At 57.3% G+C, this 25,865-nt stretch carries 23 protein-coding genes; 13 read left to right on the top strand and 10 right to left on the bottom strand.

Going from position 1 to position 25,865, the window contains the following annotated elements; genetic code table 11:
* Positions 1 to 50: 50 nt before the first annotated feature.
* From F3J39_RS11435 to F3J39_RS11400, 8 genes are all read left to right on the top strand, one after another.
* Positions 51 to 653: an amino acid synthesis family protein gene (locus F3J39_RS11435; RefSeq protein WP_040113559.1), complete on the top strand. Its 603-nt coding sequence runs from the start codon at positions 51 to 53 to the stop codon at positions 651 to 653.
* A complete protein-coding gene (locus F3J39_RS11430; protein WP_071668374.1) occupies positions 625 to 1,452 on the top strand; it encodes an alpha/beta hydrolase in 828 nt (275 codons plus the stop codon). Before F3J39_RS11435 ends, F3J39_RS11430 begins: the two co-directional genes overlap by 29 nt.
* A gap of 3 nt (positions 1,453 to 1,455) precedes the next feature.
* Positions 1,456 to 2,397, top strand: a complete 942-nt coding sequence (locus F3J39_RS11425) for a flavin reductase family protein (protein WP_104085811.1) — start codon at positions 1,456 to 1,458, stop codon at positions 2,395 to 2,397.
* Complete coding sequence (locus F3J39_RS11420; protein ID WP_040113552.1) at positions 2,394 to 3,431, top strand: LLM class flavin-dependent oxidoreductase; 1,038 nt, start codon at positions 2,394 to 2,396, stop codon at positions 3,429 to 3,431. The genes F3J39_RS11425 and F3J39_RS11420 overlap by 4 nt, the downstream gene beginning before the upstream one ends.
* Before the next feature lie 12 nt (positions 3,432 to 3,443).
* Positions 3,444 to 4,910: an aldehyde dehydrogenase gene (locus tag F3J39_RS11415; protein WP_166714203.1), complete on the top strand. Its 1,467-nt coding sequence runs from the start codon at positions 3,444 to 3,446 to the stop codon at positions 4,908 to 4,910.
* Positions 4,911 to 5,093: 183 nt separating this feature from the next.
* Positions 5,094 to 6,491 (top strand): cytosine permease, encoded by a 1,398-nt coding sequence (locus F3J39_RS11410; RefSeq protein WP_071668371.1) that lies wholly within the window; start codon positions 5,094 to 5,096, stop codon positions 6,489 to 6,491.
* Positions 6,492 to 6,714: 223 nt separating this feature from the next.
* Positions 6,715 to 7,353: a leucine efflux protein LeuE gene (gene leuE, locus F3J39_RS11405; RefSeq protein WP_040113891.1), complete on the top strand. Its 639-nt coding sequence runs from the start codon at positions 6,715 to 6,717 to the stop codon at positions 7,351 to 7,353.
* Positions 7,354 to 7,385: 32 nt separating this feature from the next.
* Positions 7,386 to 8,252, top strand: a complete 867-nt coding sequence (locus F3J39_RS11400; RefSeq protein ID WP_071668429.1) for a DMT family transporter — start codon at positions 7,386 to 7,388, stop codon at positions 8,250 to 8,252.
* A 4-nt stretch (positions 8,253 to 8,256) separates the two neighbouring features.
* On the opposite strand, the gene F3J39_RS11395 is transcribed toward F3J39_RS11400, so the two are convergent.
* Complete coding sequence (locus F3J39_RS11395) at positions 8,257 to 9,588, bottom strand: aspartate aminotransferase family protein (RefSeq protein WP_040113546.1); 1,332 nt, start codon at positions 9,586 to 9,588, stop codon at positions 8,257 to 8,259.
* A gap of 98 nt (positions 9,589 to 9,686) precedes the next feature.
* Between F3J39_RS11395 and F3J39_RS11390 the strand changes: the two genes are divergently transcribed.
* Complete coding sequence (locus F3J39_RS11390; RefSeq protein ID WP_166714202.1) at positions 9,687 to 10,613, top strand: LysR family transcriptional regulator; 927 nt, start codon at positions 9,687 to 9,689, stop codon at positions 10,611 to 10,613.
* 140 nt (positions 10,614 to 10,753) lie between these two features.
* Here the strand turns inward: F3J39_RS11390 and betA are convergent, their stop codons facing one another.
* From betA to betI, 3 genes are read right to left on the bottom strand one after another with little or no spacing between them, the layout of a single operon-like run.
* On the bottom strand, positions 10,754 to 12,433 hold the full coding sequence (betA, locus tag F3J39_RS11385; protein ID WP_166714201.1) for a choline dehydrogenase: 1,680 nt from the start codon (positions 12,431 to 12,433) through the stop codon (positions 10,754 to 10,756).
* A 24-nt stretch (positions 12,434 to 12,457) separates the two neighbouring features.
* Positions 12,458 to 13,930: a betaine-aldehyde dehydrogenase gene (gene betB, locus F3J39_RS11380; protein ID WP_071668368.1), complete on the bottom strand. Its 1,473-nt coding sequence runs from the start codon at positions 13,928 to 13,930 to the stop codon at positions 12,458 to 12,460.
* A 13-nt stretch (positions 13,931 to 13,943) separates the two neighbouring features.
* The gene (gene betI / locus F3J39_RS11375) at positions 13,944 to 14,540 is read right to left on the bottom strand and encodes a transcriptional regulator BetI (protein WP_040113539.1); all 597 of its coding nucleotides are present in this window, start codon (positions 14,538 to 14,540) and stop codon (positions 13,944 to 13,946) included.
* A 249-nt stretch (positions 14,541 to 14,789) separates the two neighbouring features.
* On the opposite strand from betI, the gene F3J39_RS11370 reads away from it, so the two are divergent.
* Complete coding sequence (locus tag F3J39_RS11370) at positions 14,790 to 16,820, top strand: choline transporter (protein ID WP_104085815.1); 2,031 nt, start codon at positions 14,790 to 14,792, stop codon at positions 16,818 to 16,820.
* 105 nt (positions 16,821 to 16,925) lie between these two features.
* Positions 16,926 to 17,903 carry a UV damage endonuclease UvsE gene (locus tag F3J39_RS11365; protein WP_104085816.1) on the top strand — a complete coding sequence of 326 codons (978 nt, stop codon included), beginning with the start codon at positions 16,926 to 16,928 and terminating at the stop codon, positions 17,901 to 17,903.
* On the opposite strand, the gene F3J39_RS11360 is transcribed toward F3J39_RS11365, so the two are convergent.
* From F3J39_RS11360 to ascF, 5 genes are all read right to left on the bottom strand, one after another.
* Positions 17,890 to 18,339, bottom strand: a complete 450-nt coding sequence (locus F3J39_RS11360; protein WP_040113887.1) for an OmpA family protein — start codon at positions 18,337 to 18,339, stop codon at positions 17,890 to 17,892. The genes F3J39_RS11365 and F3J39_RS11360 overlap by 14 nt on opposite strands.
* A gap of 17 nt (positions 18,340 to 18,356) precedes the next feature.
* A complete protein-coding gene (locus F3J39_RS11355) occupies positions 18,357 to 19,571 on the bottom strand; it encodes a diguanylate cyclase (RefSeq protein ID WP_071668366.1) in 1,215 nt (404 codons plus the stop codon).
* A gap of 1 nt (position 19,572) precedes the next feature.
* A complete protein-coding gene (locus F3J39_RS11350) occupies positions 19,573 to 20,130 on the bottom strand; it encodes a YfiR family protein (protein ID WP_040113531.1) in 558 nt (185 codons plus the stop codon).
* A gap of 96 nt (positions 20,131 to 20,226) precedes the next feature.
* Complete coding sequence (locus F3J39_RS11345; protein ID WP_071668364.1) at positions 20,227 to 21,663, bottom strand: 6-phospho-beta-glucosidase; 1,437 nt, start codon at positions 21,661 to 21,663, stop codon at positions 20,227 to 20,229.
* Positions 21,664 to 21,678: 15 nt separating this feature from the next.
* Positions 21,679 to 23,121, bottom strand: coding sequence for a PTS cellobiose/arbutin/salicin transporter subunit IIBC (ascF, locus tag F3J39_RS11340; RefSeq protein WP_040113527.1), 1,443 nt, complete (start codon positions 23,119 to 23,121; stop codon positions 21,679 to 21,681).
* Positions 23,122 to 23,360: 239 nt separating this feature from the next.
* Here ascF and F3J39_RS11335 point away from each other — a divergent pair, with 239 nt between their 5' ends.
* Entirely contained in the window at positions 23,361 to 24,389 is a 1,029-nt protein-coding gene (locus F3J39_RS11335; RefSeq protein WP_040113526.1) for a LacI family DNA-binding transcriptional regulator, read from the top strand.
* Here F3J39_RS11335 and F3J39_RS11330 read toward each other — a convergent pair.
* Positions 24,383 to 25,057 carry a GntR family transcriptional regulator gene (locus F3J39_RS11330; protein ID WP_104085819.1) on the bottom strand — a complete coding sequence of 225 codons (675 nt, stop codon included), beginning with the start codon at positions 25,055 to 25,057 and terminating at the stop codon, positions 24,383 to 24,385. The two genes, F3J39_RS11335 and F3J39_RS11330, sit on opposite strands and share 7 nt — an antisense overlap.
* Before the next feature lie 114 nt (positions 25,058 to 25,171).
* Between F3J39_RS11330 and F3J39_RS11325 the strand changes: the two genes are divergently transcribed.
* Positions 25,172 to 25,852 carry a DUF2848 domain-containing protein gene (locus F3J39_RS11325; RefSeq protein WP_166714200.1) on the top strand — a complete coding sequence of 227 codons (681 nt, stop codon included), beginning with the start codon at positions 25,172 to 25,174 and terminating at the stop codon, positions 25,850 to 25,852.
* Positions 25,853 to 25,865 lie beyond the last annotated feature (13 nt).

The raw sequence follows: 25,865 nt of genomic DNA, 5'->3' as shown, positions 1-25,865 counted from the left end.
CCCCTTTCACCAGTAGCAATTAACAAACCGTTAACTTGAAAGGGGTTTACATGCATCCGGATATTCGTAAAACCGTCGTCACCACTGAAACCGTGTATACCGATGGCGGCAAAGCGGCGGGCACGCCGCTGGTGATGATTGCCGCTGCAGCCGTGGTCAAAAATCCGTGGGCTGGCAGAGGCTTTGTTGAAGATCTGGCACCAGAAATCCGTGAGATGGCGCCGGTATTAGGCGAATTGCTGACCGGATTAATCGTTAAAGAAGCGGGGGGCGGCGATCGCGTGGTCGCCTATGGCAAATGTGCCGTTACCGGACTGAACGGCGAGCTGGAGCACGCCTCAGCGCTGATTCATACGCTGCATTTTGGTAATCACTACCGTTCTGCGGTGCAGGGCAAAACCTATCTGGCATTCAACAATACGCGCGGCCCGGCCAACACCCCGATTCTCGTCCCGATGATGGGAACAGAAGATGAGGGCTCGCGCGAACATTATCTGACCATGCAGTTCACCATCAATGATGCCCCGTTCAGCGACGAGATCGTGATTGCGCTGGGCGCTGCGCTGGGCGGCCGCCCGCATCATCGCATCGGTAACCGTTATCTTGATCTTAAAGAGCTTGGCCATGATCAGAAAAATCCAGCCGCTGTCTGAGGCGTCAGCGCAGGTCAGCTATCTCGAAGCGGGAGCCGGCACTCCGCTGGTGCTGATTCACGGCGTGGGCATGAATGCGGAAGCCTGGTTTCCCCAGATAGCGGTACTGAGCCGCCATTTTCGGGTTATCGCAGTGGATATGCCCGGGCATGGCGACAGCACAGGCTTCGGGCATCACGCGACGCTGACCGACTACGTTTCCTGGCTGGCAGCCTTTCTCGCCACTCAGCCAGAGCAGCGTTTTGCGGTTGCCGGGCACTCAATGGGTGCCCTGATCACCGCCGGACTGGCAATTGATTATCCGCACTCTGTCAGCCGCGCCATCGTCATGAGCGGCGTCTTCAGGCGCTCAGCTGCGGCCCGCGCTGCGGTCCTGCAGCGCGCTCACGAGCTGGCAAGCGGTGATGTCCAGCTGGATGCGCCACTGGAGCGCTGGTTCAGCGCCACCCCGGAGGAGCAGCCGCTGCGTCACAGAGTCGGCGAGTGGCTGCAGCAGGTCAGCCCGGCAGGCTATGCGCGCGCCTATCAGGCGTTTGCTGAAGGCGACTCGCTGTATGCCGATCGCTGGGCAGAGATGCGCTGTCCGGTGCTGGTCATGACGGGCGAACTGGATGCCAACTCCAGTCCGGAAATGACACGCCAGATGGCCGGCGCAGCACCTTACGGTGAGGCGGTGGTTATCGATAACGCCAGACACATGTTGAATCTGACCGATGCTGAACGGGTCACGCAAGAGATGCTCTCTTTCCTTGAGCCGGTTGCAGCCCCCGTCACGTCACAAGAGCCTATTCAGGAGTAACTTATGGACGCAGATAAACGCAGAGAGTTGCGCGACGCCTTTGGCGCCTTTATGACGGGCGTAACCGTGGTCACGACCCGGGATGCTAAAGGTGAGCCGATTGGTTTCACCGCAAACTCTTTTTCATCGGTATCACTCGACCCGGCGCTGCTGCTGGTCAGCATCGACAAACGTTCGGCTAACTTTGAACATTTTACGCAGTGCCGCCATTTTGCCGTCAATATTCTGGCAGAACAGCAGAAAGAGACGTCAAACGTGTTTGCGCAGAAAATTGCCGACCGGTTTGCACGCGTCAGCTGGCATCGCGGAGAGCAGGGCACGCCGCTGATTGATGAGAGTTCGGCCTGGTTTGAGTGTTCGCTGCATCAGGTGATTGACGCGGGAGACCACGCAATTCTGATTGGTAACGTGCTGCAGTTCGCTTCCAGCGGCACGGCGGGTCTGGGCTACTATCGCGGCGCCTATTTTACCCCTTATCAGCAGGCAGAGTCGCTGATTAGCGGGCCGGATGTTGTGGTCAGTGCGCTTATCGAGTCCGCCGGTAAGGTGCTGCTGGTCAGGCAGTCAGAGGGGTATGAGCTACCGGCACAAACCATGCGCGGCCGCAGCGTCGATGAAACGCTGACGCAGGTATTCAGCACGCTGCAGATTGCCGCCAGTCCGGGCTTTATCTACTCCATGTGGGAGGATCGGCAGAAAAAGCAGCAGCATATTGTCTTTTTATGCGCTCAGCCCACCGGCGGTACGCTACCCGCAGTTGACCAGGGAGAGTGGCGCGATCTGCAGGATCTGGCTGCAGTACCGGTGGCTAACGGTGCGCTGCAGGCGCTGCTGGGACGCTACATGCGTGAATATGCGGCGGGTAATTATGGCCTCTATTACGGCGATGAAGCGCAAGGTTCGGTGCGCCAGTTCTCTGTGTCAGCCCATCAGGAGGTGGTATGAAGCTTTCTCTGTTTCTGCATATGGAGCGCGTCTCGGCTGATGATGCACAGGATAAGCTCTACGAAGAGATGATGACGCTGTGCGAAATCGCCGATCGCGGCGGGCTGCATGCGATCTGGACCGGTGAGCATCACGGTATGAACTTCACCATTGCACCGAACCCTTTCATCAATCTGGTGGATATTGCGCACCGCACCCGACATGTGCGCCTCGGTACCGGCACCATTATTGCGCCGTTTACCCATCCGATTCGCCTTGCCGGTGAGGCGGCAATGACCGATATCATCACTAACGGACGGCTGGAGCTGGGTATTGCGCGCGGCGCCTATGCGTTTGAGTATGAGCGTCTGCTGCCGGGCCTTGATGCCTGGGGAGCCGGTCAGCGCATGCGGGAGCTGGTGCCGGCAGTAAAAGCGCTCTGGCGCGGTGATTATGCTCATCAGGGCGAGTTCTGGCAGTTCCCGTCCACTACGTCCTCGCCGTTACCCAAACAGCAGCCGCATCCCCCCATCTGGGTGGCTGCCCGCGATCCCAACAGCCATGAGTTTGCCGTTAAGCAGGGTTGTAACGTGCAGTGCACGCCGCTGCATCAGGGAGACGAGGAGATTGTGCGCCTGATTACCACGTTTAAAGAGGCGTGCCGGGAATACGCTCCGGAGCAGCCGCTAAAAATTATGCTGCTGCAGCACGGTTTCGTAGCGGCGGATGAAGCGGATGCACAGCAGGCAGCGCAGGAGCTGAACCGCTTCTACCACTACTTTGGCGCCTGGTTTAAAAACGAGCGTCCGGTGACGCAGGGGCTTATTGCGCCACTCAGTGATGAAGAGATTGCCGCTAACACCTATTACAGCGCGGAAAAAATGCGCCAGAACCTGGCTATCGGTACGGCGGACGAAGTGATCGCCCGGCTGAAAAACTATGAAGCACTGGGCTATGACGAATATGCGCTATGGCTCGACAGCGGTATGACCTTTGAGCGCAAAAAAGCTTCGCTGATGCGCTTTATTGAGCAGGTCGTTCCGGAATTCCACTAAGCGGAGAGAGAGATGGACGCGTTTAAACTCTATATTGACGGGCAGTTTGTAACCGGCGCAGCCTCGTTCACATCCCTGAATCCGGCGACCGCAGAGCCCTGGGCAACCATCGCTGGCGCAGAACAGCAGGAGACTGACCGCGCGGTGGAGGCGGCTGCCCGCGCGTTTACGTCAGAGGCATGGCGCGCGCTTACCGCCAGCGCGCGCGGTAAACTGCTGCTGCGGCTGGCCGATCTGATTGAGCGGGATGCGGCGCGGCTGGCACGCATTGAAACGCTGGATACCGGCAAAATTATTCGCGAGACGCAGGCGCAGATCGCCTATGTGGCGGAGTATTACCGCTATTACGCGGGCATGGCCGACAAAATGGAGGGGGCCACGTTAAGTATCGATAAGCCCGATATGGAAACGTGGGTCAGACGTGAGCCGGTGGGCGTGGTGGCGGCAATCATCCCCTGGAACAGCCAGCTGTTTCTGTCAGCGGTTAAAATCGGCCCGGCGATCGCCGCTGGCTGTACGCTGGTAGTGAAGGCAGCAGAGGTGGCTCCGGCTCCCCTTCTGGCGCTGGCAGAACTGATTGATGAAGCGGGTTTTCCGCCCGGCGTGATTAACGTCATCACCGGCTTTGCTGAGCAGTGCGGTGCACGGCTCACCGCACACCCGCTTATCGATCATATCGCATTTACCGGCGGCGCAGAAACCGCACGCCATATTATACGCGGCAGCGCGGAGAATCTCGCCAGCACCTCACTGGAGCTGGGGGGCAAGTCACCGTTTATTGTTTTTGCCGATGCCGATCTGGAGAGTACGGCGAACGCTCAGGTGGCTGCGATCTTCTCAGCCTCGGGTCAGAGCTGCGTTGCAGGCTCGCGCCTGCTGGTAGAAGCCAGTATTAAAGAGGCGTTTATTGAAAGGCTGGTGAGTAAAGTGCGCAGCATTGTGATCGGCTGTCCGCAGCAGCCTGAAACGCAGTTTGGCCCGCTCTGCACGCTGCGCCAGAAACAGAACATTGAACAGGTCGTCAGCCGCACGCTGGAGCAGGGCGCTAAGCTGATTATCGGGCATGAGCCTGTTCACAAGCCTGGCTTCTATTATCCGCCTACTATTCTTGATTGCAGCAGCGTACCGGCAGCAGAGAGTGTCGTGCAGGAGCTGTTTGGTCCGGTGCTTTCGGTGCTGACTTTCAGCGGGGAAGCGGACGCGCTGCGGCTGGCTAACGGCACCGAATATGGTCTTGCCGCCGGCGTCTTTACGCAAAATCTGACGCGCGCGCATCGCATCACGCGCCAGCTGCGCAGCGGTGTGGTCTGGCTGAACACCTATCGGGCAGTCTCACCGCTGGCACCCTTTGGGGGCTATGGCAAATCAGGATTCGGGCGCGAGGGCGGCACTGACGCCGCGCTGGAGTACACCACAACCAAAACGGTATGGCTGCGCACCAGCGATGAGCCCATCGACGACCCATTTATCATGCGTTAATTCCCTTTCCGGCGCTGGCCATTCACATCCCCGCCCGCCGGATCGCTAAGTATCAGGAGTCTTACCGCCAGCAGTTTCTCCTGCGAGAAGACGAGACGCACATCGTCGGGATGGCTATGGCATGACAACGCCAGTGATGTATCTGCAACACATAATAATTCTGCATCTCAACTGGAGGGTAAGGTGGAAAAATCATCACGTCAGGGGCCGTTTATCGAGAACAAGTCGGTGGATTATGTGCCGGTGTCTGAGCGGCACGGCAAATCGCACAGCCTGTTCACGCTCTGGTTCTGTACCAATATTGCTCCGCTGGCGGTGGTCAGCGGGGCGATCGCAACCGAAACGTTTCACCTTAATGTAATTTCCGCGCTCTCTGCGATTATCGCCGGCCATCTCTTTGGTGGCATCTTTCTTGCGCTGACCTCAGCGCAGGGGCCGAAAACCGGCATTCCGCAGATGGTACAGAGCCGCGCGCAGTTCGGGCGCTATGGTTCGCTGCTGGTAATCAGTTTTACTACCGTGATCTATCTGGGGTTCTTTATCTCCAATATCTCGCTTTCGGGCCGGGTAATTAACAATGTCATTCCGGCGCTGCCGGTGGCGAGCGCAACGATTTTAGGCGCCGTGCTGGCAACAGCGATCGGCGTGATAGGTTACCGCTTTATTCACCGGATCAATAAAATTGGCGCATGGATCATGGGCGCGGCCCTGCTGCTGGGACTGACGCTGATGCTATCGCAGCCACTACCGGCAGACTTCTGGCAGCGCGGATCGCTGAGCGCGGCAGGCTGGTTCGGGACCTTTTGCATTGGTGCGGTGTGGCAAATCAGCTTTTCACCTTATACCTCAGATTATTCGCGCTATCTGCCTGCGGATGTGGGGATCGCCCGTCCTTTCTGGGCGACTTACCTCGGCGCCTGCGGCGGAACTATCCTGGCGTTTGTCTTTGGCATGATGGCCGTCAGTATTGCTCCGGCGGATGACGCCATGATGGCGGTGCGTCATGCCACCGGCTGGCTGGGACCGCTGCTGATGATCCTGTTTCTGGTGAATATCATCTGTCATAACTCCATGAACCTGTACGGGGCGGTGTTATCGCTGATAACGGCCGTGCAGACCTTCCGTCCGCACTGGACGCCGGGGGCGGCGGTGCGGCTGGTGGTGTCCGCTCTGGTATTGACAGGCAGCATTTTGATTGCGCTGGCGGCGTCGCAGAACTTTGTCGCATTTTTTATCAACCTGATTCTGGCGCTGATCGCCGTACTGATCCCGTGGATTGTGATCAACCTGCTCGACTTCTACTACGTCAATAAACAGCACTACGACGTGGCAGCCATATTTCAGGCGGACGGAGGACGCTATGGGCGGCTTAATACACAGGCGCTGCTGGTCTATTTTGCCGGGATCCTGGTGCAGGTTCCTTTCATCGAAAATGCGTTTTTCTCCGGTCCCTATGCAAAACTGATCCCGGGCGTGGATATCTCATGGATTATCAGTCTGGTTGTAACCAGCATCGCCTATCCGCTGTTTCATCGCAGGCATCAGCCGGTATTGACCGTACTGCCTGAAAGCAAAGTGTAATAACCGGGCAGGGATGCCCCGGTCTGCTTCCCGCTTTAGCAACGAACGTGCTGCTGTCTGCGACCTTCTCATGCACGACAACCGCACGCAACAGAGGTGCGATTTATGCGGGATACCTGCTAACATAGCGCGCGGCAGCGGCGCGCTGTCGTCTGGTTAACCCGGTATAAATATTATGATTACGCCGTGCGAATAACGCGCGGCGAATGGAGCTATGGCACTGATGTTGCAAGATTTAGGCATTATCGATTTATGGACGTTTCTGGCAGGTGCGCTGGTGATTATTCTGTTACCCGGCCCGAACAGCCTCTATGTTTTACGCACCGGCATGGGCCGCGGCATGAAAGCTGCGTCTAAAGCGATTGCGGGCGTCATGGCAGGCGATCTGATCCTGATTTTTCTTGCCTGGGCAGGGGTTGCTACGCTGATCCGCACCAGCCCGCACATTTTTATGATGGTGCGCTATCTGGGCGCGATGTTTTTACTTTATCTGGGTATCAAAATCATCATGGGCGCACTGCGCCAGCGCGCGGATGCGCAGCCTGCTGAGCCGGTCAAAGCAGAAAACTACTTTCTGCGTGCGGTACTGCTGGGGGTGACTAACCCTAAAGCTATCCTGTTCTACGTCTCTTTCTTTATTCAGTTTATCGACCCCAAAGTCACTCATACCGCGCCGGCGTTCGCCACGCTGGGTGCGCTGATCCAGCTTATCAGCTTCAGCTACTACTCCGTGCTGCTGGTGGCGGGCGCGGTGATGGTCCGCTTCCTGCGCAGCCGCACGCGGCTGGTTAAATTTGCCAACATGCTGACCGGTATGCTGTTCTTTGGTTTTGCCGTCCGGCTGGTGAGCGCCCAGAGCTGATGGCAAACACGCACGCTGCGGAGAGATAAATGATAGCCAGACAACGCCAGGCGGATGCCCTGCTGGTGAGCACCACGCTCATCGCGGCATTTGGCTGGATCTGCTCACGCGAAGCGATAGCTGGTATGCCCGCGCTGGCCTTTGTTGCGCTGCGCTTTCTTTCGGCCAGCGTGGTACTGCTGCTGCTGTGCCGTGCCGCCGAGCTGCGCCATACGCTGCGGAATATCAGGCCGGTTCTGATGAGCGGGCTGCTGCAGTCTGCTTATATGCTGCTGTGGATTTATGCCGTCGCCACCACGCGCTCGCTGGGTGAGGGGGCTTTTATTATGAGCCTCTCAATGCTGTTTGTGCCGCTTTTTGCCTGGGTTATTCTGCGCAGCCGGCCAGCGCGTGCGTTCTGGCTCTCCCTGCCGGTGGGCATCGCGGGGCTGGCGCTGCTGACGCTCAGGCAGGATCTCCATTTTGAACTGAGCCAGCTCCTGTTCCTCGGCGCCGCGCTGGTTCAGGCAGTCTACTTCTGTTTCACCACCCGCTTTGCCGCGACGGTCCCTGTCTGTCCGCTGGCCACGGTACAGCTCGCCTGCACCGGCGCGGTAGCAGGCGTGCTGTCGCTGCTCTCTGAAAGCTGGCCGCAGGAGATCACGCTGGCTTCCTGGAGCTGGCTGGCGGCCAGCGCGCTGCTGGCGACCAGCCTGCGCTTCTGGCTGCAGCTGAAAGGACAGAGCATGACCAGCGCGGCAAATGCCGCACTGATCATGATCCTGGAACCGCTGCTGACGGTGCTGGCGGCGGCCCTCTGGTATGGCGAAGCGATGTCGGCCCGGCAGATGCTCGGCTGCCTGCTGATATTACTGTCGCTGCTCTATTACCGTCTGCAGCAGGCGAAAGCGCTGGCGTAATCGCTTAAGCAAGGCGATACAGCGCATCGCTTACCGCATTAAACAGCCTGTCAAGTTCGTCAGGCTGAGCAGAAAACATCGGACCAAACTGCAGCGTGTCGCCGCCAAAGCGAACATAGAATCCCGCCTTCCATAACAGCATGCCCGCTTCAAAAGGGCGCAGCGTGGCATCACCTTCACGCGGCGCCAGCTGAATCGCCCCGACCAGCCCGCAGTTGCGAATATCCACCACGTGCGGACAACCGCGCAGCGCGTGGAGCTGCTGTTCAAACAGCGGTGCCAGTTCAGCCGACTGCGCTATCAGCGACTCCTTTTCCAGCAGGTCAAGCGTGGCGATAGCCGCTGCGCAGGCGACCGGATGGGCGGAATAGGTATAGCCATGCGCAAACTCCACCGCATGCTCTGGCAGCGGCTGTGACATATAGGCGTGATAGATTTCGCTGCTGGCGGCCACGCCCCCCAGCGGGATGGCGCCGTTGGTGATCTGCTTGGCAAAGTTAAGCAGATCCGGCGTCACGCCAAAGTACTCTGCGCCGGTCCAGCGTCCCATGCGGCCAAAGCCGGTGATCACCTCATCAAAAATCAGCAGGATGTTGTGCTGCGTGCAGATCTCACGCAGGCGCTGCAGATAACCCCGTGGCGGAATGATGGCTCCGGCGGAGCCGGAAAGCGGCTCAACAATCAGCGCGGCGATGTTTGACGCATCGTGCAGCTCAATCAGTTTCAGCATCTCATTGGCCAGCGCCTCGCCGCCGGTTTCAGCCTGACCCGGCGTGAAGGCGAGGTCGCTTTGCAGCGTATGCGGCAGGTGATCCACATCCATAAACTGACCAAACATTTTGCGGTTGCCGCCAATGCCGCCGAGGCTGGTGCCGGCGATGTTCACACCGTGATAACCGCGGGCGCGACCGATCAGTTTGGTTTTGGCCGGCTGGCCTTTGGCGCGCCAGTAGCCGCGCGCCATTTTTACCGCGGTGTCTGCCGCTTCAGAACCGGAGCCGGTGAAAAAGATATGGTTGAGATCGCCCGGCATGTACTGCGTGATACGTTCTGCCAGCTGAAACGAGAGCGGATGGCCATACTGAAAGCCGGGGGAGTAATCAAGCACGCCGAGCTGCCGGCTTACCGCCTGCTGGATCTCACTGCGCGTGTGGCCAGCGCCACAGGTCCACAGCCCTGACAGACTGTCATAAATGTGTCGCCCTTGATCATCGGTAAGCCAGCGTCCCTCCGCTGCCACGATAAAGCGCGGATCGCGCTGGAAATTACGATTGGCGCTGGAGGGCATCCAGTGCGACTGCAGGTTCAGGGAAGCGGTATCTATGCGTTCGGACATGGCGGGTTCTCCAGAGTGTATAGCCAGAGTTTGCAATCAGGCATCGGTTAAGTTAAATGCTAATTAACTTAAGTTTAGTCAGCGGAAAACTCACCTGAATGAAACCTAAAACCCTGGCGCAGGTTACCGATTTCGATCTGCGTCTGCTGCGGCTGTTTAAAGTCGTTAGCGAATGCGGCAGCTTTACGGCTGCCGAGAGCAGGCTGGGCATTACCCGTTCGGCGATCAGCCTGCATATGAGCGATCTGGAGAAGCGTCTCGGGATGCGGCTCTGTCAGCGCGGAAGGGCGGGATTTGCCCTGACGGATGAGGGGCGCGAGATCCTGCGCCACAGCGCCAGCCTGATGGCGGCGGTTGAGGATTTTCGCCAGCAAATAAATCAGATGCATAAACAGCTGCGCGGTGAACTTAATATCGGCATTATCAATAATCTGGTGACGCAGCCGCGTATGCAGATTACGCAGGCGCTGGAAGCGTTACGCGAAAAGGGTGCGGAAGTCCGCATTGATATCAGTATGCTTACGGCCGCTGATATTGAGCAGGGTTTGCTTGACGGACGTCTGCACGTGGGCGCACTGCCCTATACCGCGCCGGTGTCGGGCCTGGTCTATATGCCGCTCTATGAAGAGATCTCCTGTCTTTACTGCAGCAGTACGCACCCGCTTTTCAGCCAGGCGCATGAGGCGGATCCAGCGGTGCTGCATCGCTATGAAGCGATAGCGCCTGGCTACCGTCTGAGCGCGGAAGCCGCTGCCCTGCATCGGTCGCTTAACTGTACGGCCACAGCCTCTGACCGGGAAGGTATCGCTTTTCTGATCTTAACCGGACGCTATATCGGCTTTCTGCCCGATCACTATGCGGCACGCTGGTGTGAGCTGCAGCAGATGCGTGCAATTGCGCCTTCGCGGCTGCGCTTCGGCAGCCAAATCGCGATTGTGACCCGGCAGGGAGAGCGCCGGAATGCCATTCTGCAGCATTTTCTGGCAGCAGCAGGCGCGGAAAATGAAGCTGCCACACTATCATAATTACAACATACTATTAGTTGATTAACTAACTCGTTCAGCTTCAGTGTCAGCTGGTCCGATCGGGCATTCGTCGTGGCATGTTTCACAGCGAGGATAAGACGGTATGAAGCAGGGCAGCATTGCGCTGCCCTGCAGAGAGGTTATGCCCGTACAGGCTCACCGCGCACCGGGCGCTCGCCGGCAACATAGTAGTCGGCAGTGCTGCGTGGCAGCGGATCGCGACCGCGAATGTTATCCGCAATCTTCTCGCCAATCATAATGGTTGTCGCATTCAGGTTGCCGGTAATGATCAGCGGCATGATGGAGGCATCGACCACGCGCAGCCCCTGCAGGCCATGCACGCGACCTTCACCATCGACCACGGCCATCTCATCGCTGCCCATTTTACAGGTGCCGCAAGGGTGGTAAGCGGTTTCACCGTGGTTACGCACAAACTCATCCAGCTGCTCATCGGTCTGGCAGTCGATTCCCGGACTGATTTCGCGACCGCGATATTTATCCAGCGCCGGCTGGTTGATGATTTGACGCGTAATGCGAATCGCATCGCGGAACTCATGCCAGTCCTGTTCATGCGACATGTAGTTGAACAGAATGGCCGGATGGCGGCGCGGATCGCGTGATTTGATCCGCACGTGACCCCGGCTTGGCGAGCGCATAGAGCCAACATGGCACTGGAAGCCGTGCGCTTCAACCGCGTTAGAGCCGTTGTAGTTAATGGCAACCGGCAGGAAGTGATACTGGATGTTAGGCCAGTCGAACTCTTCCCGGCTGCGAATAAAGCCGCCGCCTTCAAACTGGTTGCTGGCGCCGACGCCGGTACCGTTGAACAGCCATTCGGCGCCGATTTTCGGCTGGTTCCACCACTTCAGCGCCGGATAAAGAGAGACCGGCTCTTTGCACTCATACTGCAGATACATCTCCAGGTGGTCCTGCAGATTCTCACCCACGCCGGGCAGGTCGTGCACGACCGGAATATTAAACTGCTGCAACAGCTCTGCCGGACCGACACCTGAACGCTGCAGGATCTGCGGCGAGGCGATGGCGCCAGCGCACAGCAGTACTTCACGCCGCGCATAGACCGTTTTCGGGGTGTTACTGCCGCCCTCAAGGTATTCAACGCCGGTCGCGCGCTTGCCGTCAAACAGAATGCGATCGGTGGTCGCATGGGTAATGATCTTCAGGTTCGGACGCTTTTTCGCGGTATCGAGATAGCCGCGTGCCGTGCTGGAACGGCGGCCTTTTGGCGTAACAAAGCGATCCATCGGGCCAAAGCCTTCCTGCTGATAGCCGTTCAGATCGTCGGTGCGCGGATAACCCGCCTGCACGCCTGCTTCAATCATTGCCGCAAACAGGACGTTGTTATCCGGCTTACAGGTGGTGATGCTGACCGGACCTTCGCCGCCGTGATAGTCATTTGCGCCGATATCACGCGTTTCTGACTTGCGATAGTAGGGCAGGCAGTCGAGATAGCTCCACTGCTCAAGACCGGGCGCTTTGGCCCAGTTGTCGAGGTCCATCGCATTGCCGCGGATATAGCACATGCCGTTGATCAGCGAAGAGCCACCCAGCCCTTTACCGCGCCCGCACTCCATGCGGCGGTTATTCATATAAGGTTCCGGCTCGGTCTCATACGCCCAGTTGTAGCGCTTACCCTGCAGCGGGTAAGCCAGGGCCGCAGGCATCTGAGTGCGGAAGTCAAAGCGGTAATCGGGTCCACCCGCCTCCAGCAGCAGTACGTTGACATTGCTATCTTCGGTCAGACGGGTAGCCAGTACGTTTCCTGCGGATCCGGCTCCGATAATGACGTAATCAAATTCCATTAGTCGCTCCTCAGGTAAGCTCAATTAAAATACTGACTGAAAACGGGTCATTTCGATCTGCACCGATTTAACCTGGGTGTAATTCTGCAGCGTCATCACGCCGTTTTCACGGCCGATGCCGGAGTGCTTATAGCCGCCTACCGGCATTTCAGCGGCGGATTCACCCCAGGTGTTGATCCAGCAAATACCGGCTTCAATCTGGTGAATAACGCGGTGCGCGCGGTTAAGATCCTGCGTGACCACGCCCGCGGCCAGACCATATTCGGTGGCATTAGCGCGACGCACGACCTCTTCTTCGCTCTCATAGGTGAGAATGGACATTACCGGGCCAAAAATCTCTTCCTGTACGATGGTCATTTCGTCGCGGCAGTCGGTAAAGACGGTTGGTTCAACCCACGCGCCCTGATCAAATTCAGCGCCGCTCATGCGCTTACCGCCGCACAGCAGCGTAGCCCCTTCGCTGATGCCCGATTCGATATAGCGCATTACGTTGTCGCGATGGGCAAAGCTCACCAGCGGACCAAAGTTCGTGGCCGGATCGGCGAGGTCGCCCGCTTTGATACGCGCCACGCGTTCGCTGATTTTGGCCTCGAATTCCGCTTTTACCGCTGCGGGAATAAAGACGCGGGTGCCGTTGGTGCAGACCTGACCGGAGCTGTAGAAGTTTGCCATCATGGCGATGTCAGCAGCGAGGTCGAGATCGGCATCATCAAAGATAATCAGCGGAGATTTACCGCCCAGCTCCATCGTGACATCTTTCAGTGTCGAGCCGGCAGCGTTTGCCATCACTTTCTTACCGCTGGCCACGCCGCCGGTGAAGGAAACTTTGTCGATACCAGGATGATCGGTCAGCAGCTGACCGGTCACCGCGCCGCGTCCGTTCAGCACGTTGAAAACACCATCCGGCACGCCGGCCGCGGTGTAGATCTCAGCCAGCTTCAGCGCGGTCAGCGGAGTGACTTCACTGGGTTTGAAAATCATGGCGTTACCCGCAGCCAGTGCCGGTGCCGATTTCCACAGCGCAATCTGGATGGGATAGTTCCACGCGCCGATCCCGGCCACCACGCCGAGCGGTTCGCGGCGGGTATAGACAAAAGAGGTGTCGCGCAGCGGGATCTGCTGGCCTTCCAGTGAAGGGATCAGCCCGGCATAGTACTCCAGTACATCAGCACCGGTGACAATATCTACCGCCTGGGTTTCGCTGAACGGTTTACCGGTGTCCAGCGTTTCGAGTTCCGCCAGTTCGTCATTACGTTCACGCAGGATCTCCACCGCACGCCGTAAGATGCGCGAGCGCTCCATCGCCGTCATCGCAGCCCAGATTTTCTGGCCTTTTTTCGCGGCTTCAACGGCGCGATCGACATCCGCACGCTCAGCTTCATGGACTTCTGCCAGCACATCGCCATTAGCAGGATTGATACTCTGGAAGGTGTTACCTGCTGCAGAGGGGACAAATTTGCCATCAATGTAGAGGTGCTGTTCGGTGAATCGGGACATGGTTTTTCCTTCCTCAGTGATTCGGTGAGTCAGCCAGTTGCTGACGAATAAATTGGGTGGTAAGCGTTCTGGCAATCGCTAAATCAAAGGGCTTGCCACTCAATGCGGCACGCAGCCACAAGCCATCAATCATAGAAGCCAAACCGTAAGCTGCCAGTCGGGCCTGCTCGCGCGGCATTTCCCGGCGAAACTCTGCAGCCAGGCTGGAGAACAGGCGGCGACTGCTGACCCGCTCTAACCGGCCCAGCTGCGGCTGATGCATGCTGCTTGCCCAGAAGTCGAGCCACGCTTTCATGGCGGCACTGTGCAGCTGGGTATCATCAAAGTTACCTTCCACAATGGCCAGCAGGCGCGCTTCGGTGCTGGCGTCTGCCAGCGGTTTAAGCCGCATGGAAACGGCTTCGCGCAGCTGGCGCGTGACATCACGCATGGTGGCTTCGAGCAGGCCATTTTTATCTTTGAAATAGTGACTGATGATGCCGGTAGAGACGCCAGCCCGTCGGGCAATTTGCGCGATGGTGGCGTAGTTAATCCCTACGTCGTTGATGGTATCAAGCGTCGCATCAATCAGTTGCCGGCGACGTATCGGCTGCATTCCTACCTTTGGCATCACTACCGCTCCACCTCAAATCGAGACCCCTATTAAAACTTTTTTTGATTGTACGTTCAATATAAAAAAGAAAGTTGTTAGGATGGTGTGCTTCGTTTGTTACAAAAGCCAAACGGTGAGCTACGCTTGGTAGCGATTTATCACCGTGCCCAACTAACGGAGGTAAAGCAGAGAGTACAACAACAAGATCAGCCACACTGATCGCATCAATTTATTGAGTAGTTACAGGAAATTAACCAGAGGTTATCGATGATTAATCCACCTGCCAGTGAAAAGGACAGAATTAATCCCGTGGTGTTCTTCACCTCGGCCGGACTGATTCTGACATTTTCACTTGTCACCATTCTCTATAGCGACCTTGCGGGCGCCTGGATCCAGACAGCAGTAAACTGGGTCTCAACCACGTTTGGCTGGTATTACATGCTGGCCGCCACGCTCTATATCGTTTTTGTGGTCTATATGGCCTGCTCGCGCTATGGCGCGATTAAGCTCGGGCCGGAGCAATCCAAACCGGAGTTCAGCCTGCTGAGCTGGTCGGCGATGCTGTTTGCCGCCGGTATCGGAATCGATTTGATGTTTTTCTCCGTTGCAGAGCCGGTGTCGCAATATATGCAGCCGCCGGAGGGGGCCGGACAAACCATAGAAGCGGCGCGTCAGGCGATGGTCTGGACGCTGTTTCACTACGGGCTGACCGGCTGGTCAATGTACGCATTGATGGGGATCGCGCTCGGTTACTTCAGCTACCGCTATAATCTGCCGCTCACCATTCGCTCAGCGCTCTATCCGATCTTTGGTAAACGCATCAATGGACCGATTGGCCATACCGTGGATATCGCTGCGGTAGTCGGCACCATTTTTGGTATCGCTACCACGCTGGGTATCGGGGTAGTGCAGCTGAACTATGGCCTGAAGGTGCTGTTTGACGTCCCTGAAGGACTGACCGCGCAGATGGCGCTGATTGTCCTGTCGGTGATCATTGCGACGATCTCCGTCACATCGGGCGTCGACAAAGGTATCCGGATTCTGTCTGAGCTGAACGTGGCGCTGGCGCTCGGCTTGATCCTGTTTGTGCTGTTTATGGGCAAAACAGACTTCCTGCTGAACGCGCTGGTGCTGAACGTTGGCGACTATATCAACCGCTTTATGGGGATGACGCTGAATACCTTTGCGTTCGATCGTCCGACCCAGTGGATGAACAGCTGGACGCTGTTTTTCTGGGCGTGGTGGGTCGCCTGGTCGCCGTTTGTTGGCCTGTTCCTGGCGCGTATCTCACGCGGCCGCACCATTCGCCAGTTTGTGCTCGGCACGCTGATCATTCCCTTTACGTTTACGCTGCTGTGGCTCTCTGTATTCGGTAACGCCTCGCTGTATGAAATTATTCACGGCGATGCCGGCTTTGCGCAGGAAGTGATGGCGCATGCCGAACGCGGTTTCTACAGTCTGCTGGCGCAATATCCGGCGTTTAAACTCAGCGCGTCCGTTGCCACCATTACCGGGATGCTGTTCTACGTTACCTCAGCAGATTCCGGTTCGCTGGTGCTGGGTAACTTCACCTCAAAGCTCAAGGATATCAACAGCGATGCGCCTAACTGGCTGCGCATCTTCTGGTCAATTGCGATTGGGGTGCTGACCATGGGCATGCTGATGACCAACGGGATTTCTGCACTGCAGAACACCACGGTCATCATGGGGCTGCCGTTTAGCTTTGTGATCTTCTTTGTGATGGCCGGCCTGTGGAAATCGCTGAAGGTAGAAGATCATCGCCGCGCCAGTGCCGTGCGTGAAACCGCGCCTTATATTCCCTCAAGCAGCGATCGCCTGAGCTGGAAGAAGAGGCTGTCGCGCCTGATGAACTATCCGGGCACGCGCTATACGCAGCGGATGATGGAGACCGTGATCTATCCGGCTATGGAAGATGTGGCAAAAGAGCTGGAGCTGCGCGGGGCGCGCGTCATGCTGGAGAAAATGCCGGCTGAAGAGGGACAGGCGCTGGGTCACCTCGAGCTGCGTGTGGATCTGGGTGAAGAGCAGAGCTTTATGTATCAGGTCTGGCCGCAGCAATATTCGATCCCCGGCTTTACCTACCGCGCCCGCAGCGGTAAATCGCACTACTACCGGCTGGAGACCTTTTTACTGGAAGGAAGCCAGGGCAACGATCTGATGGACTATAACAAGGAGCAGGTGATTATCGATATTCTCGATCACTATGAACGCCACCTGAACTTTATCCATCTGCATCGTGAGGCACCGGGCAGTAATCTGACCTTCCCCGAGATGTAACCCTCCGGGCAGCTGCGACCATGCAGCTGCCCGTTTTCTTTTTTCTCCACCTCGCGCATTCCTGTCTGAGAGCTAGACTCACTAGCTGCTGTTAAGGGGAATTCTATGAAACTGGGTTTTGCGTGTAAGTATTTCGATCATGAGGCGAAGCAGCCTTTTCCATTCAAAAGCACCACCCGTACCCGCTTTCTGGGCATGCAGGGTGATGCCGCCGCCACGCTGCTAATTGGGCTGGCCCGTACTAACCTCACCAATCTTTATGCTCTGCTGGAACAGCTCGCCACGCTGCCTGATGCACTGCGCATGATGCGTATCGGCAGCGATCTGCTGCCGCTCTATACCGTTCCGCAGGCTACGCCACTCTACCGCGAGGCGATGCCGGAGCTGGCGCCGCTCTTTGCCCGCTGTGGCGAACTGGCGCGCGCCAGCAATATTCGGCTCTCGTTTCATCCCGGACAATATACCGTGCTGGCGTCTGATAATGAGGGGGTGGTGGAGCGTGCAATTGAGGATGTTGAATATCATGCCACCTGTGCCGTTCTGATGGGCTATGGACAGCGTTTTCAGGATTTTAAAATCAATATCCATATGAACGGCAAAAAGGGGTTTGCTGGTTTTCGCGATGCGTTTATGCGGCTCAGCCCTGAGGCGCGTAATATGCTCACGGTAGAGAATGATGAGGTTTCCTGTGCGCTGGATGATGTGCTTCAGGCGCGCGAGCTGTGCGCGGTGGTGCTGGATATTCACCATCACTGGGTAAAAGAGAATGCCTTTATCAAACCTGACGATGGCCGGATTGCACAGATTATCGACTCCTGGCGCGGCGTGCGTCCGGTGCTGCACTACTCGATTGCGCAGGAAGGATTGATCCCCGATAGCGGTTTTCCCGATCAGAACGCGCTGGCAGCCTCCAAAATGAAGCTGCGCGCGCATTCGGACTACTTCTTTAATCAGACGCTAAACGACTGGGCGCTCTCGTTTGACCGGTTCGATATCATGTGCGAAGTCAAAATGAAAAACCTCGCCCGCGACCGGCTCTATTTCTATGCGCTGGAGCGCGGTGGTCACGCTACGGCGCCGTGATCACAATAGCGACGCGGCGGTTCTGCGCACGCCCCTGCGAGGTACTGTTGCTGGCAACCGGCACCCGCATACCCAGCCCGCGCGTCACAATATTCGCGCGCGGGACGCCGCTGCCGGCGGCCCACTGCTGCGCGACGGCATTGGCGCGTTTAAGTGAAAGCTGCTGATTATAGCCCGCTTCACCGTAGTTATCGGTATGACCATCAATGCGCAGATGCGTAATACCGGTAGCTGCCAGCAGGCTTGCCGTGGAGGCGATGCGCTGTTTACTGGCCGCGGTAAGGTCTGACTCATTAATGCCAAACAGGATGCGGTTGGGTAATCCCAGCCCCCAGCCTTCGCTGTTCTGACTAAAGCCCTCCTGCTGCAGCGCTGCAACCTGGGCACGGGTAAAGCCGCCGGACTGGCAGCCCGCGCAGGTGAGTATCAGCGCCATCAGGCAACAATAGATTTTCACAGCCGATCCTTATTCAGTTTTTTGTTTTTATACATATGCAAATCTGCCCGCTCCAGCAGTGAGGCCACGCTGTCGCCAGACTGCGCCCAGGCGTAGCCGATGGTGACTGAGGTGGTAATAGTGCGGTCTTCACTGAGCGCGATAGGCTGGCGTACCGCATGCTGTATGGCATCCCGGAGCGCCTGCAGCCGGGCAGGCGTAGTGCGGCTGGTGAGGACAATCGCAAACTCATCGCCGCCCATGCGTGCAACCAGATCGCCTTCAGAGACCAGGGCGGCCAGGCGTTCGCCGGTTGCTTTCAGCACTTCATCCCCGGCAGCGTGTCCCCAGCTGTCATTAATGTATTTAAAGCGGTCACCATCCAGAAACAGCAGCGCAAAGCGCGGCGGCGTTAACGGACGATCGAGCAATTGCGCCAGCCGCGCTACAAAAGCAGAACGGTTCGCCAGACCGGTAAGCGGGTCGGTCAGGGCTTTTTCTGCCAGCGAGCGGTTATCGCGCAGCAGCGATGCTTTCAGCGTCTGCATCTCACTCAGCAGCGCGTTCAGATCGCTGGAGAGCAGCTGAAACTCATTGATCGGCTCAGGCGGCACGCGCTGAGCAAAATCACCGGTGCGGATCACATAGTGAATCGCGCGCGTGATAGTGCGCATGGAGAGCAGAATGCCGCGATGCAGGAACTCACTCAGCATAAAAGAGATCACCAGCACGCACAGCATACCGCAGGTCAGGATCAGGATGGAGTAGTGGATAAATTCGCTGGCGCCGTTCACCGTTCCGGCCAGTGTCAGGCTGCCGGCCCGCGTGCCCGCGTGCTGTATCTCCACGGTAATCGGGCTGGCGTAGATCCACTGCCGCAGCTGTTTTTCATAGAAGCCGCTGTGCTCGCGGCGGTTGACCCAGTCAACCAGTACGGTATGGCTGGCGGTGACCAGCTGCGCCGACGCAAACATCCCTTTGTCACCCAGCATGGCAATCTTACTGTGCGCATCATAGCTGTCTTCAAATACCGTTGCCGCAGTAAGACTGGTGCTCAGCGTGGTTGCCGTCAGCGCCAGATTGCGGTTTTCGTAACGCTTAATAAAGTAGAGAGAGGTCGAGGTCATCAGCAGCCAGCACAGCAGCAGGATCACCGCCGCATTTATGGTGCTGATGCGGCGCAGGCGACCGCGCAGTGATGAACCCTGACGTTTTCTCAGTAAAAATTTCATCTTATTGGTTCTCTTTACGCGACAGCATCAGCACATCGGGACTGACTTTGACGCCGCTGCGTGCCAGTGAATCGAGATTCACCGAAAAACGGGTACGTTCCTCACCAAAAATCATACAGAAAGTGGCGCCGGTTGCGCAGTCAGGGTTATTTTCCGCCATGCTGAGCACCGCTTTATCAGGCATTGCTGCCAGAGCAGCGTGCTGCTGAGCCGGAGTTTCCGTGCCGAAATAGACCGCGTCGCAGTGCAGCGCGGATAACCTGCCAGCGCTGTCAGCGCGCACGACGCTGAACGGCGTGGCAGGCGGCGCGTCGGCTGATGAAAGCGTGAGGTGTCGGGCGGAGGCCAGGATGCAGAGCTGCGGCACCTGCACCGGAGGTGGCCAGCGGGTAAAACTCAGGATACCGCTGACAATGCGGTTAGCGCGATTGTCAGCGGCAGTATGCTCAGCGGCGTATGCCATCGGCCAGCTAAGCAGCACCAGCAGCGCAGGCAGTGCGCAGCACAGCCAAAGGCAGGATCCTTTTGAATACGGGGCAGGAAATCCTTTTATCTGCATGGCACTCTTCCTGGTCAGTAAAGCCGGGATAGTACCATTCTTCCGTATCAATACACATCAGCCGCCCGCAGCCGTGACGACAGAAGTGGCAAAATATTACTCAGAACTGAGGTCGCGTCCGTTACTGGCGATGACTTTTTTATACCACCAGAAGGATTTTTTGCGCGTGCGCTGCAGGGTACCGTTGCCCATGTCATCCCGATCAACGTAGACCAGGCCATAACGCTTACTCATCTCACCTGTGGAAGCGGCGACCAGATCGATACAGCCCCAGGTGGTGTAGCCCATCACCGGTATGCCATCGGCGATAGCCTCTGCCATAGCCTCAATATGCTGCTGCAGATAGCTGATGCGGTAGTCATCATGAATTTCACCGGCGGCGGTAAGCTCATCACGTGCGCCGAGGCCATTCTCCACCAGAAACAGCGGCTTCTGATAACGGTCATACATCATATTCATGGTGATGCGCAGGCCCAGCGGATCGATTCCCCAGCCCCAGGCGCTGCGCGCAATGTGCGGGTTGGTCAGCGATTTAACAACGTTGGCGGCGCTGCTGTTCTGCTCATTCATCTCTGCCGAGGCGCAGCGCGAGGCGTAATAGCTGAAGGAGATAAAATCTACCGTGTGACGCAGAATGGCTGCGTCTTCATCCGTTATTTCAAGGGTTACGCCTTTTTCACGGAACAGTCGTGCGCTGTAGGCAGGGTAGGCTCCGCGAGCCTGAACATCAATAAAGAACAGGTTTTCACGATCTTTCTGCAGCGCGGCCCAGACATCCTCTGGCTTGCACGACCATGGATAAAAGTTACCGCCCGCCAGCATACAGCCCACCTGGTTCTGCGGATTAACCTCATGCGCAATCTTTGTCACCAGCGCGCTGGCGACCAGTTCATGATGCGCCGCCTGATACTTCACCTGCTCATGATTCTCGCCGGGTTCAAATACCAGGCCAGCGCCTGAGAAGGGACTGTGCAGCAGGATATTGATCTCATTGAAGGTCAGCCAGTACTTCACCAGGCCATCAAACGCTTCAAAGCAGGTTCGCGCGTACCGCGCAAAGAAATCAATCATTTTACGATTGCGCCATGAGCCATATTCAATGACCAGATGCATTGGCACATCAAAGTGAGAGAGCGTAACCAGTGGCTCAATGCCATATTTTCGGCACTCGGTGAATACTTTATGATAAAAAGCGATCCCGTCCGCATTCGGCGTCAGCTCATCGCCGTCGGGAAAGAGCCGGCTCCAGGCGATAGAGGTACGAAAAACGGTAAAGCCCATCTCTGCCATCAGCGCGATATCTTCTTTATAGCGATGATAAAAATCGATAGCGTCATGGCTGGGATAGAACTCCTCTTCGCGCAGCGTAAACCGCTTCTCCAGCCCCAGCTTAACCGCCATACGGTTAGCGCCGTGCGGGATCATATCCACCGTGGTCAGCCCTTTACCATCGGCCAGGTAACTTCCTTCAGACTGGTTGGCGGCTAAAGCGCCGCCCCATAAAAAACCGGCCGGGAATGGCGTGTCAGACATAAAAAACCTCAATCATTAACGGGTAGGGATGGCGACATTGCCGGTGGCCGGCTGCGGCTTTTCTGCTGGTGTGGTAACAGGAATATCCTCAAAGCCGAGCAGCAGCGTCAGCACAAATGAAACCACCACGGAAAGCACCATAACGCCGCCCACCCAGACAATGCTCATGGGGTTAGCAGGATCAAAAAACTGGACGCTGGTAAACAGGCCCGGTGAGGCCATAGAGTGGCTGGCGAGTCCGCCGATGCCGGCCACCGCGCCGCAGATAAAACCGCTGATCAGACTGGCGATCAGCGGACGGCGCAGCCGCACGGCCACACCGTACAGCGCCGGCTCGGAAATACCGGCGACAATGGCAGAGGCGGCGGCGGCAAAAGCGGTCTGACGCAGCTCCGGGTTTTTGGTTTTAAACGCGACTGCCAGCGACGCGCCGCCAAGCGAGAGGTTGGCACCAATTTCTGACGGCATCACCATGCCCTCTTTGCCGGTTTCAGCGATGGTCTGAATGATAGTAGGGGTAAAAACGCGGTGCATACCGGTCATCACCAGCAGCGGCCAGAGTGCGCCCATAATGGCGACTGAGAGCCAGCCCAGATAGCCGTGAATGGTGTAGACCAGCGCAGAGATGCCGCTGCCGATCCAGATCCCCAGCGGCCCGACAAGCAGAATGGCTACCGGCGCGGCCAGCAGGACGATCAGCATCGGCTTGAGGAAATTTTTCGTCACGGCAGGGGTGATGCGATCAACCCAGCGTTCGATCCAGGAGAGGATCCAGGTCATCACCAGCGCGGGGATCACGGTATAGGTATATTTCACCGCCGTTACCGGAATAAACGCGAACTCCACCGTCTGGCCCTGCGCGGCTTTCGCCATCAGGTCGATAAAATTGGGGTGTACCAGCACTCCGGCAATGGCGATCGCCAGCGACATATTGGTATTGAATTTAAGCGCGGCTGAAGCCGCAACCATCACCGGCAGGAAAAAGAAAGCGCCGTCGCCGATAACGTTGAGAATGATCAGCGTTGAACTGCCTTTCTCCAGCACGCCACCCATCTCCAGCATCATCGCCAGCAGCTTAACCATTGAGCCACCGATGATAGCCGGAATCAGCGGTGACATCGTGCCCACCAGTGCATCAAGAATGCCGGCTCCGATGCGGCGCAGCGTGATTTTCCGCGCCGGCGCGGCTGCGGTGGCAGAAGCGCCGGGCGTGCCGAGCTGCTGCACCGCCTGGTAAGCGAGGTTTACGTCATTGCCAATGATCACCTGACACTGTGTGTCGGTATAGACCACACCCATTACGCCCGGGATCGCTTTTAGCGCGGCATCATTAATCTTTTCGCGTGCGTGCACCACAAAACGCAGTCGCGTCATACAGTGGGTCACCGCCGTAACGTTCTCCAGGCCGCCAAGCGCAGCAACAATGGAGCGGGCGGCGTCTGCATATTTATTCGCCATGATTTCTGTCTCAGTTTTCAGGGTAAGATTGTCCGGCAGCAGGCTGCCTGTTTTTTATTCATGAGAAACCGGTTTCACAAAATCATGAGATGTGCATTATGTTCAGGCAAGAGAATTAAAATTTAATATCTGCAATTGTGACGCAGATCGGATCTCGCCCGGCGGGACAAAAGATAAATTTCTTTGCCTGTCCCGATACTTAGGTAAACTCAGCGCAGGAGAGCTTAAACAGGCAGATTATGACCACTATCACCGAAGTAGCAAAACGCGCGGGTGTCTCAAAAGCGACAGTGTCACGTGTTCTGTCAGGTAACGGCTATGTCAGCCAGGATACGCGGGAAAAAGTGTATGCGGCCATCGCTGAAACCGGCTTCCGGCCCAATCTGCTGGCGCGCAATCTGGCGACGCGCTCCAGCCAGACAATCGGGCTGGTCATTACCAATACGCTCTATAGCGGCAGCTACTTTACCGAGATGATGCAGCATTCAGCGCGCATGCTTGAACAGCAGGGGCGCCAGCTGCTGCTGGTGGACGGCAAGCACAGCGCGGCAGAAGAGCGGGCCGCCATTGAGTTTTTGCTCGATCTGCGCTGCGATGGCGTCATCATCTATCCGCGCTTTCTTTCCATCGAAGAGATGGACAGCATTATTGCTCAGCACCGGCATCCGATTTTGGTCATCAACCGCCGCCTGCGTCAGCATACCAGCTACTGCATTTTTGCCGATCAACACGCCACCAGCGCGGCAGCCGTTGAGCAGCTTATTCTGCTGGGGCATCGCGAGATTGCGTTTATCACCGGATCGCTTGATTCGCCTACCGGACGCGAGCGTCTGGCGGGCTATCAGACGGCGCTGGCGAAGCATGGCATTGCGTTCGATTCGGCACGGGTGGTGGAAGGGCGCTGGCAGGCGGAACAGGGCGTCATGGCTATTGAGCAGCTGCTGACGCAGCACGTCCGCTTCAGCGCGGTGGTGGCAAGTAATGATGAAATGGCGATTGGCGCACTCAGGGCGCTGGCCGTCCGGGGGATTGCCGTGCCGCAGCAGGTGGCGGTGGTGGGATTTGATGATATTCCACTGGCACCCTATACCCTTCCGGCGCTGTCGAGCGTGAAAATGCCGGTGACAGAGATGATCCATGAAACCATCGCCCGTCTGGTCGCCATGCTTGACGGCGGCGATATCAGGCCAGGCGCGCCGCACACCGGCACGCTTATCCGGCGTGAATCCCTGGCTGCAGGTCCCTGGCTATCCCGCGCGACTCAGTGATTAAGCAGCGCCTGACGGAAAGAGAGAATATGTACCCGCGTCGCCGCTTCCGCCTGTTGCACGTCACCCTGCTCCAGCGCCAGGATGATCGCTTCATGCTCGGCGATCACCTCTTCCATATGCCGGACGCTGGAGAGCGTGGTTGCCCAGAAGCGCTGTGCCTGAGCATGAATAATGCTCAGAATGTCGGTCAGACGCCGGTTTCCGGCAATCTCCGCCAGCCCCTGATGAAATTCACGATCCAGCAGCATCATCGTCTCTCGCTCATGCGCCGCGCTGGCGCGCGCGATTTGCTGATTGAGCTGACGCAACGTAGCAATCTGCGCGTCACTGATGCGCGCCGCGGCCAGCCTGACGCATAGCGCTTCATTCACCAGCCTGACCTCAATCAGTTCAAGCGCATCGTCAATAGAGAGCGGCGAAACCATCACACCTTTACGGGGAATGATCTGCAGCAGGCCCTCCGTCGCCAGCCGGTGCACCGCCTGGTTGACCGGCGTGCGCCCCATCTGCAGATCTTCCATCACCTGGGCCGTATTCAGATAGTCGCCGGGTTTATAACGCAGCGTGATCAGGCGATGTTTAAATGCCAGATAGGCGCGCTCATTTAATGAAAGCGTCTTTCCCTCCGCCTGCGGGTTCACATTTTCAGCCATTACATCACTCATTGCGCACATCCTTTTTTGGGTACTGAGACATATTACACAAAAACCTGGCATGAAAATGGCTACTTTGAAATCACAGTGAAATTTCACAATCATTTCAAGTCAGGAGAACCGACCATGCAGCTACGTTTCAACACGCAGGAAAACCCGCCCCTGTCGCTGGACGTCACCATCAACCGGCTGGTCATTGCGGGCTGGGCCGGGCGCGATCGGGAAGCCGTATTGCACCATATCCGTGAGCTGGAGGCGCTGGGCGTGCCCGCTCCTGGTGCAGTACCGCTGTTCTATCGCGCCACGCCAGGGCTGCTGAGCCAGCATGAGAATGTGGAAGTGGTGGGAGAGCAGACGTCAGGTGAGGCTGAGCCGTTTGTCTTTTTTCACCAGGGAGAGTGCTGGGTTTCGCTTATCTCTGACCACACCGATCGCCATCTGGAAACCTTCAGCGTGGCGCTTTCAAAACAGGTATGTGTGAAGCCAGTCGCGCAGCAGGCGTGGCGCATGGCGGAGGTTGCCGCGCACTGGGATCGGCTGGAGCTGCGTGCCTGGATAATGGAAAACGGCGACTGGGTCACCTACCAGTCCGGCACGCTTGATGCACTCCTCTCTCCGCTGGAGCTGATTGCGCGCTTCTCAGGTAAAACGGCTGAAGAGGAGGGATTTGCGATCTCCTGCGGCACATTATCGGCTATTGGCGGTATTCGTCCCGCCGTGGCGTTTCGCATGGCGCTGCACGACCCGGTGCTGAATCGCACGCTGGAACACAGCTATTCGCTGTCCACTCTGCCGGTTATTGCCTGATGGAGACGCGCCT

This window comes from Pantoea sp. Acro-807, assembly GCF_011752675.1.
Taxonomy (GTDB): Bacteria; Pseudomonadota; Gammaproteobacteria; order Enterobacterales; family Enterobacteriaceae; genus Pantoea; species Pantoea eucrina.
This window is presented reverse-complemented; position numbering and strand designations above follow the sequence as displayed.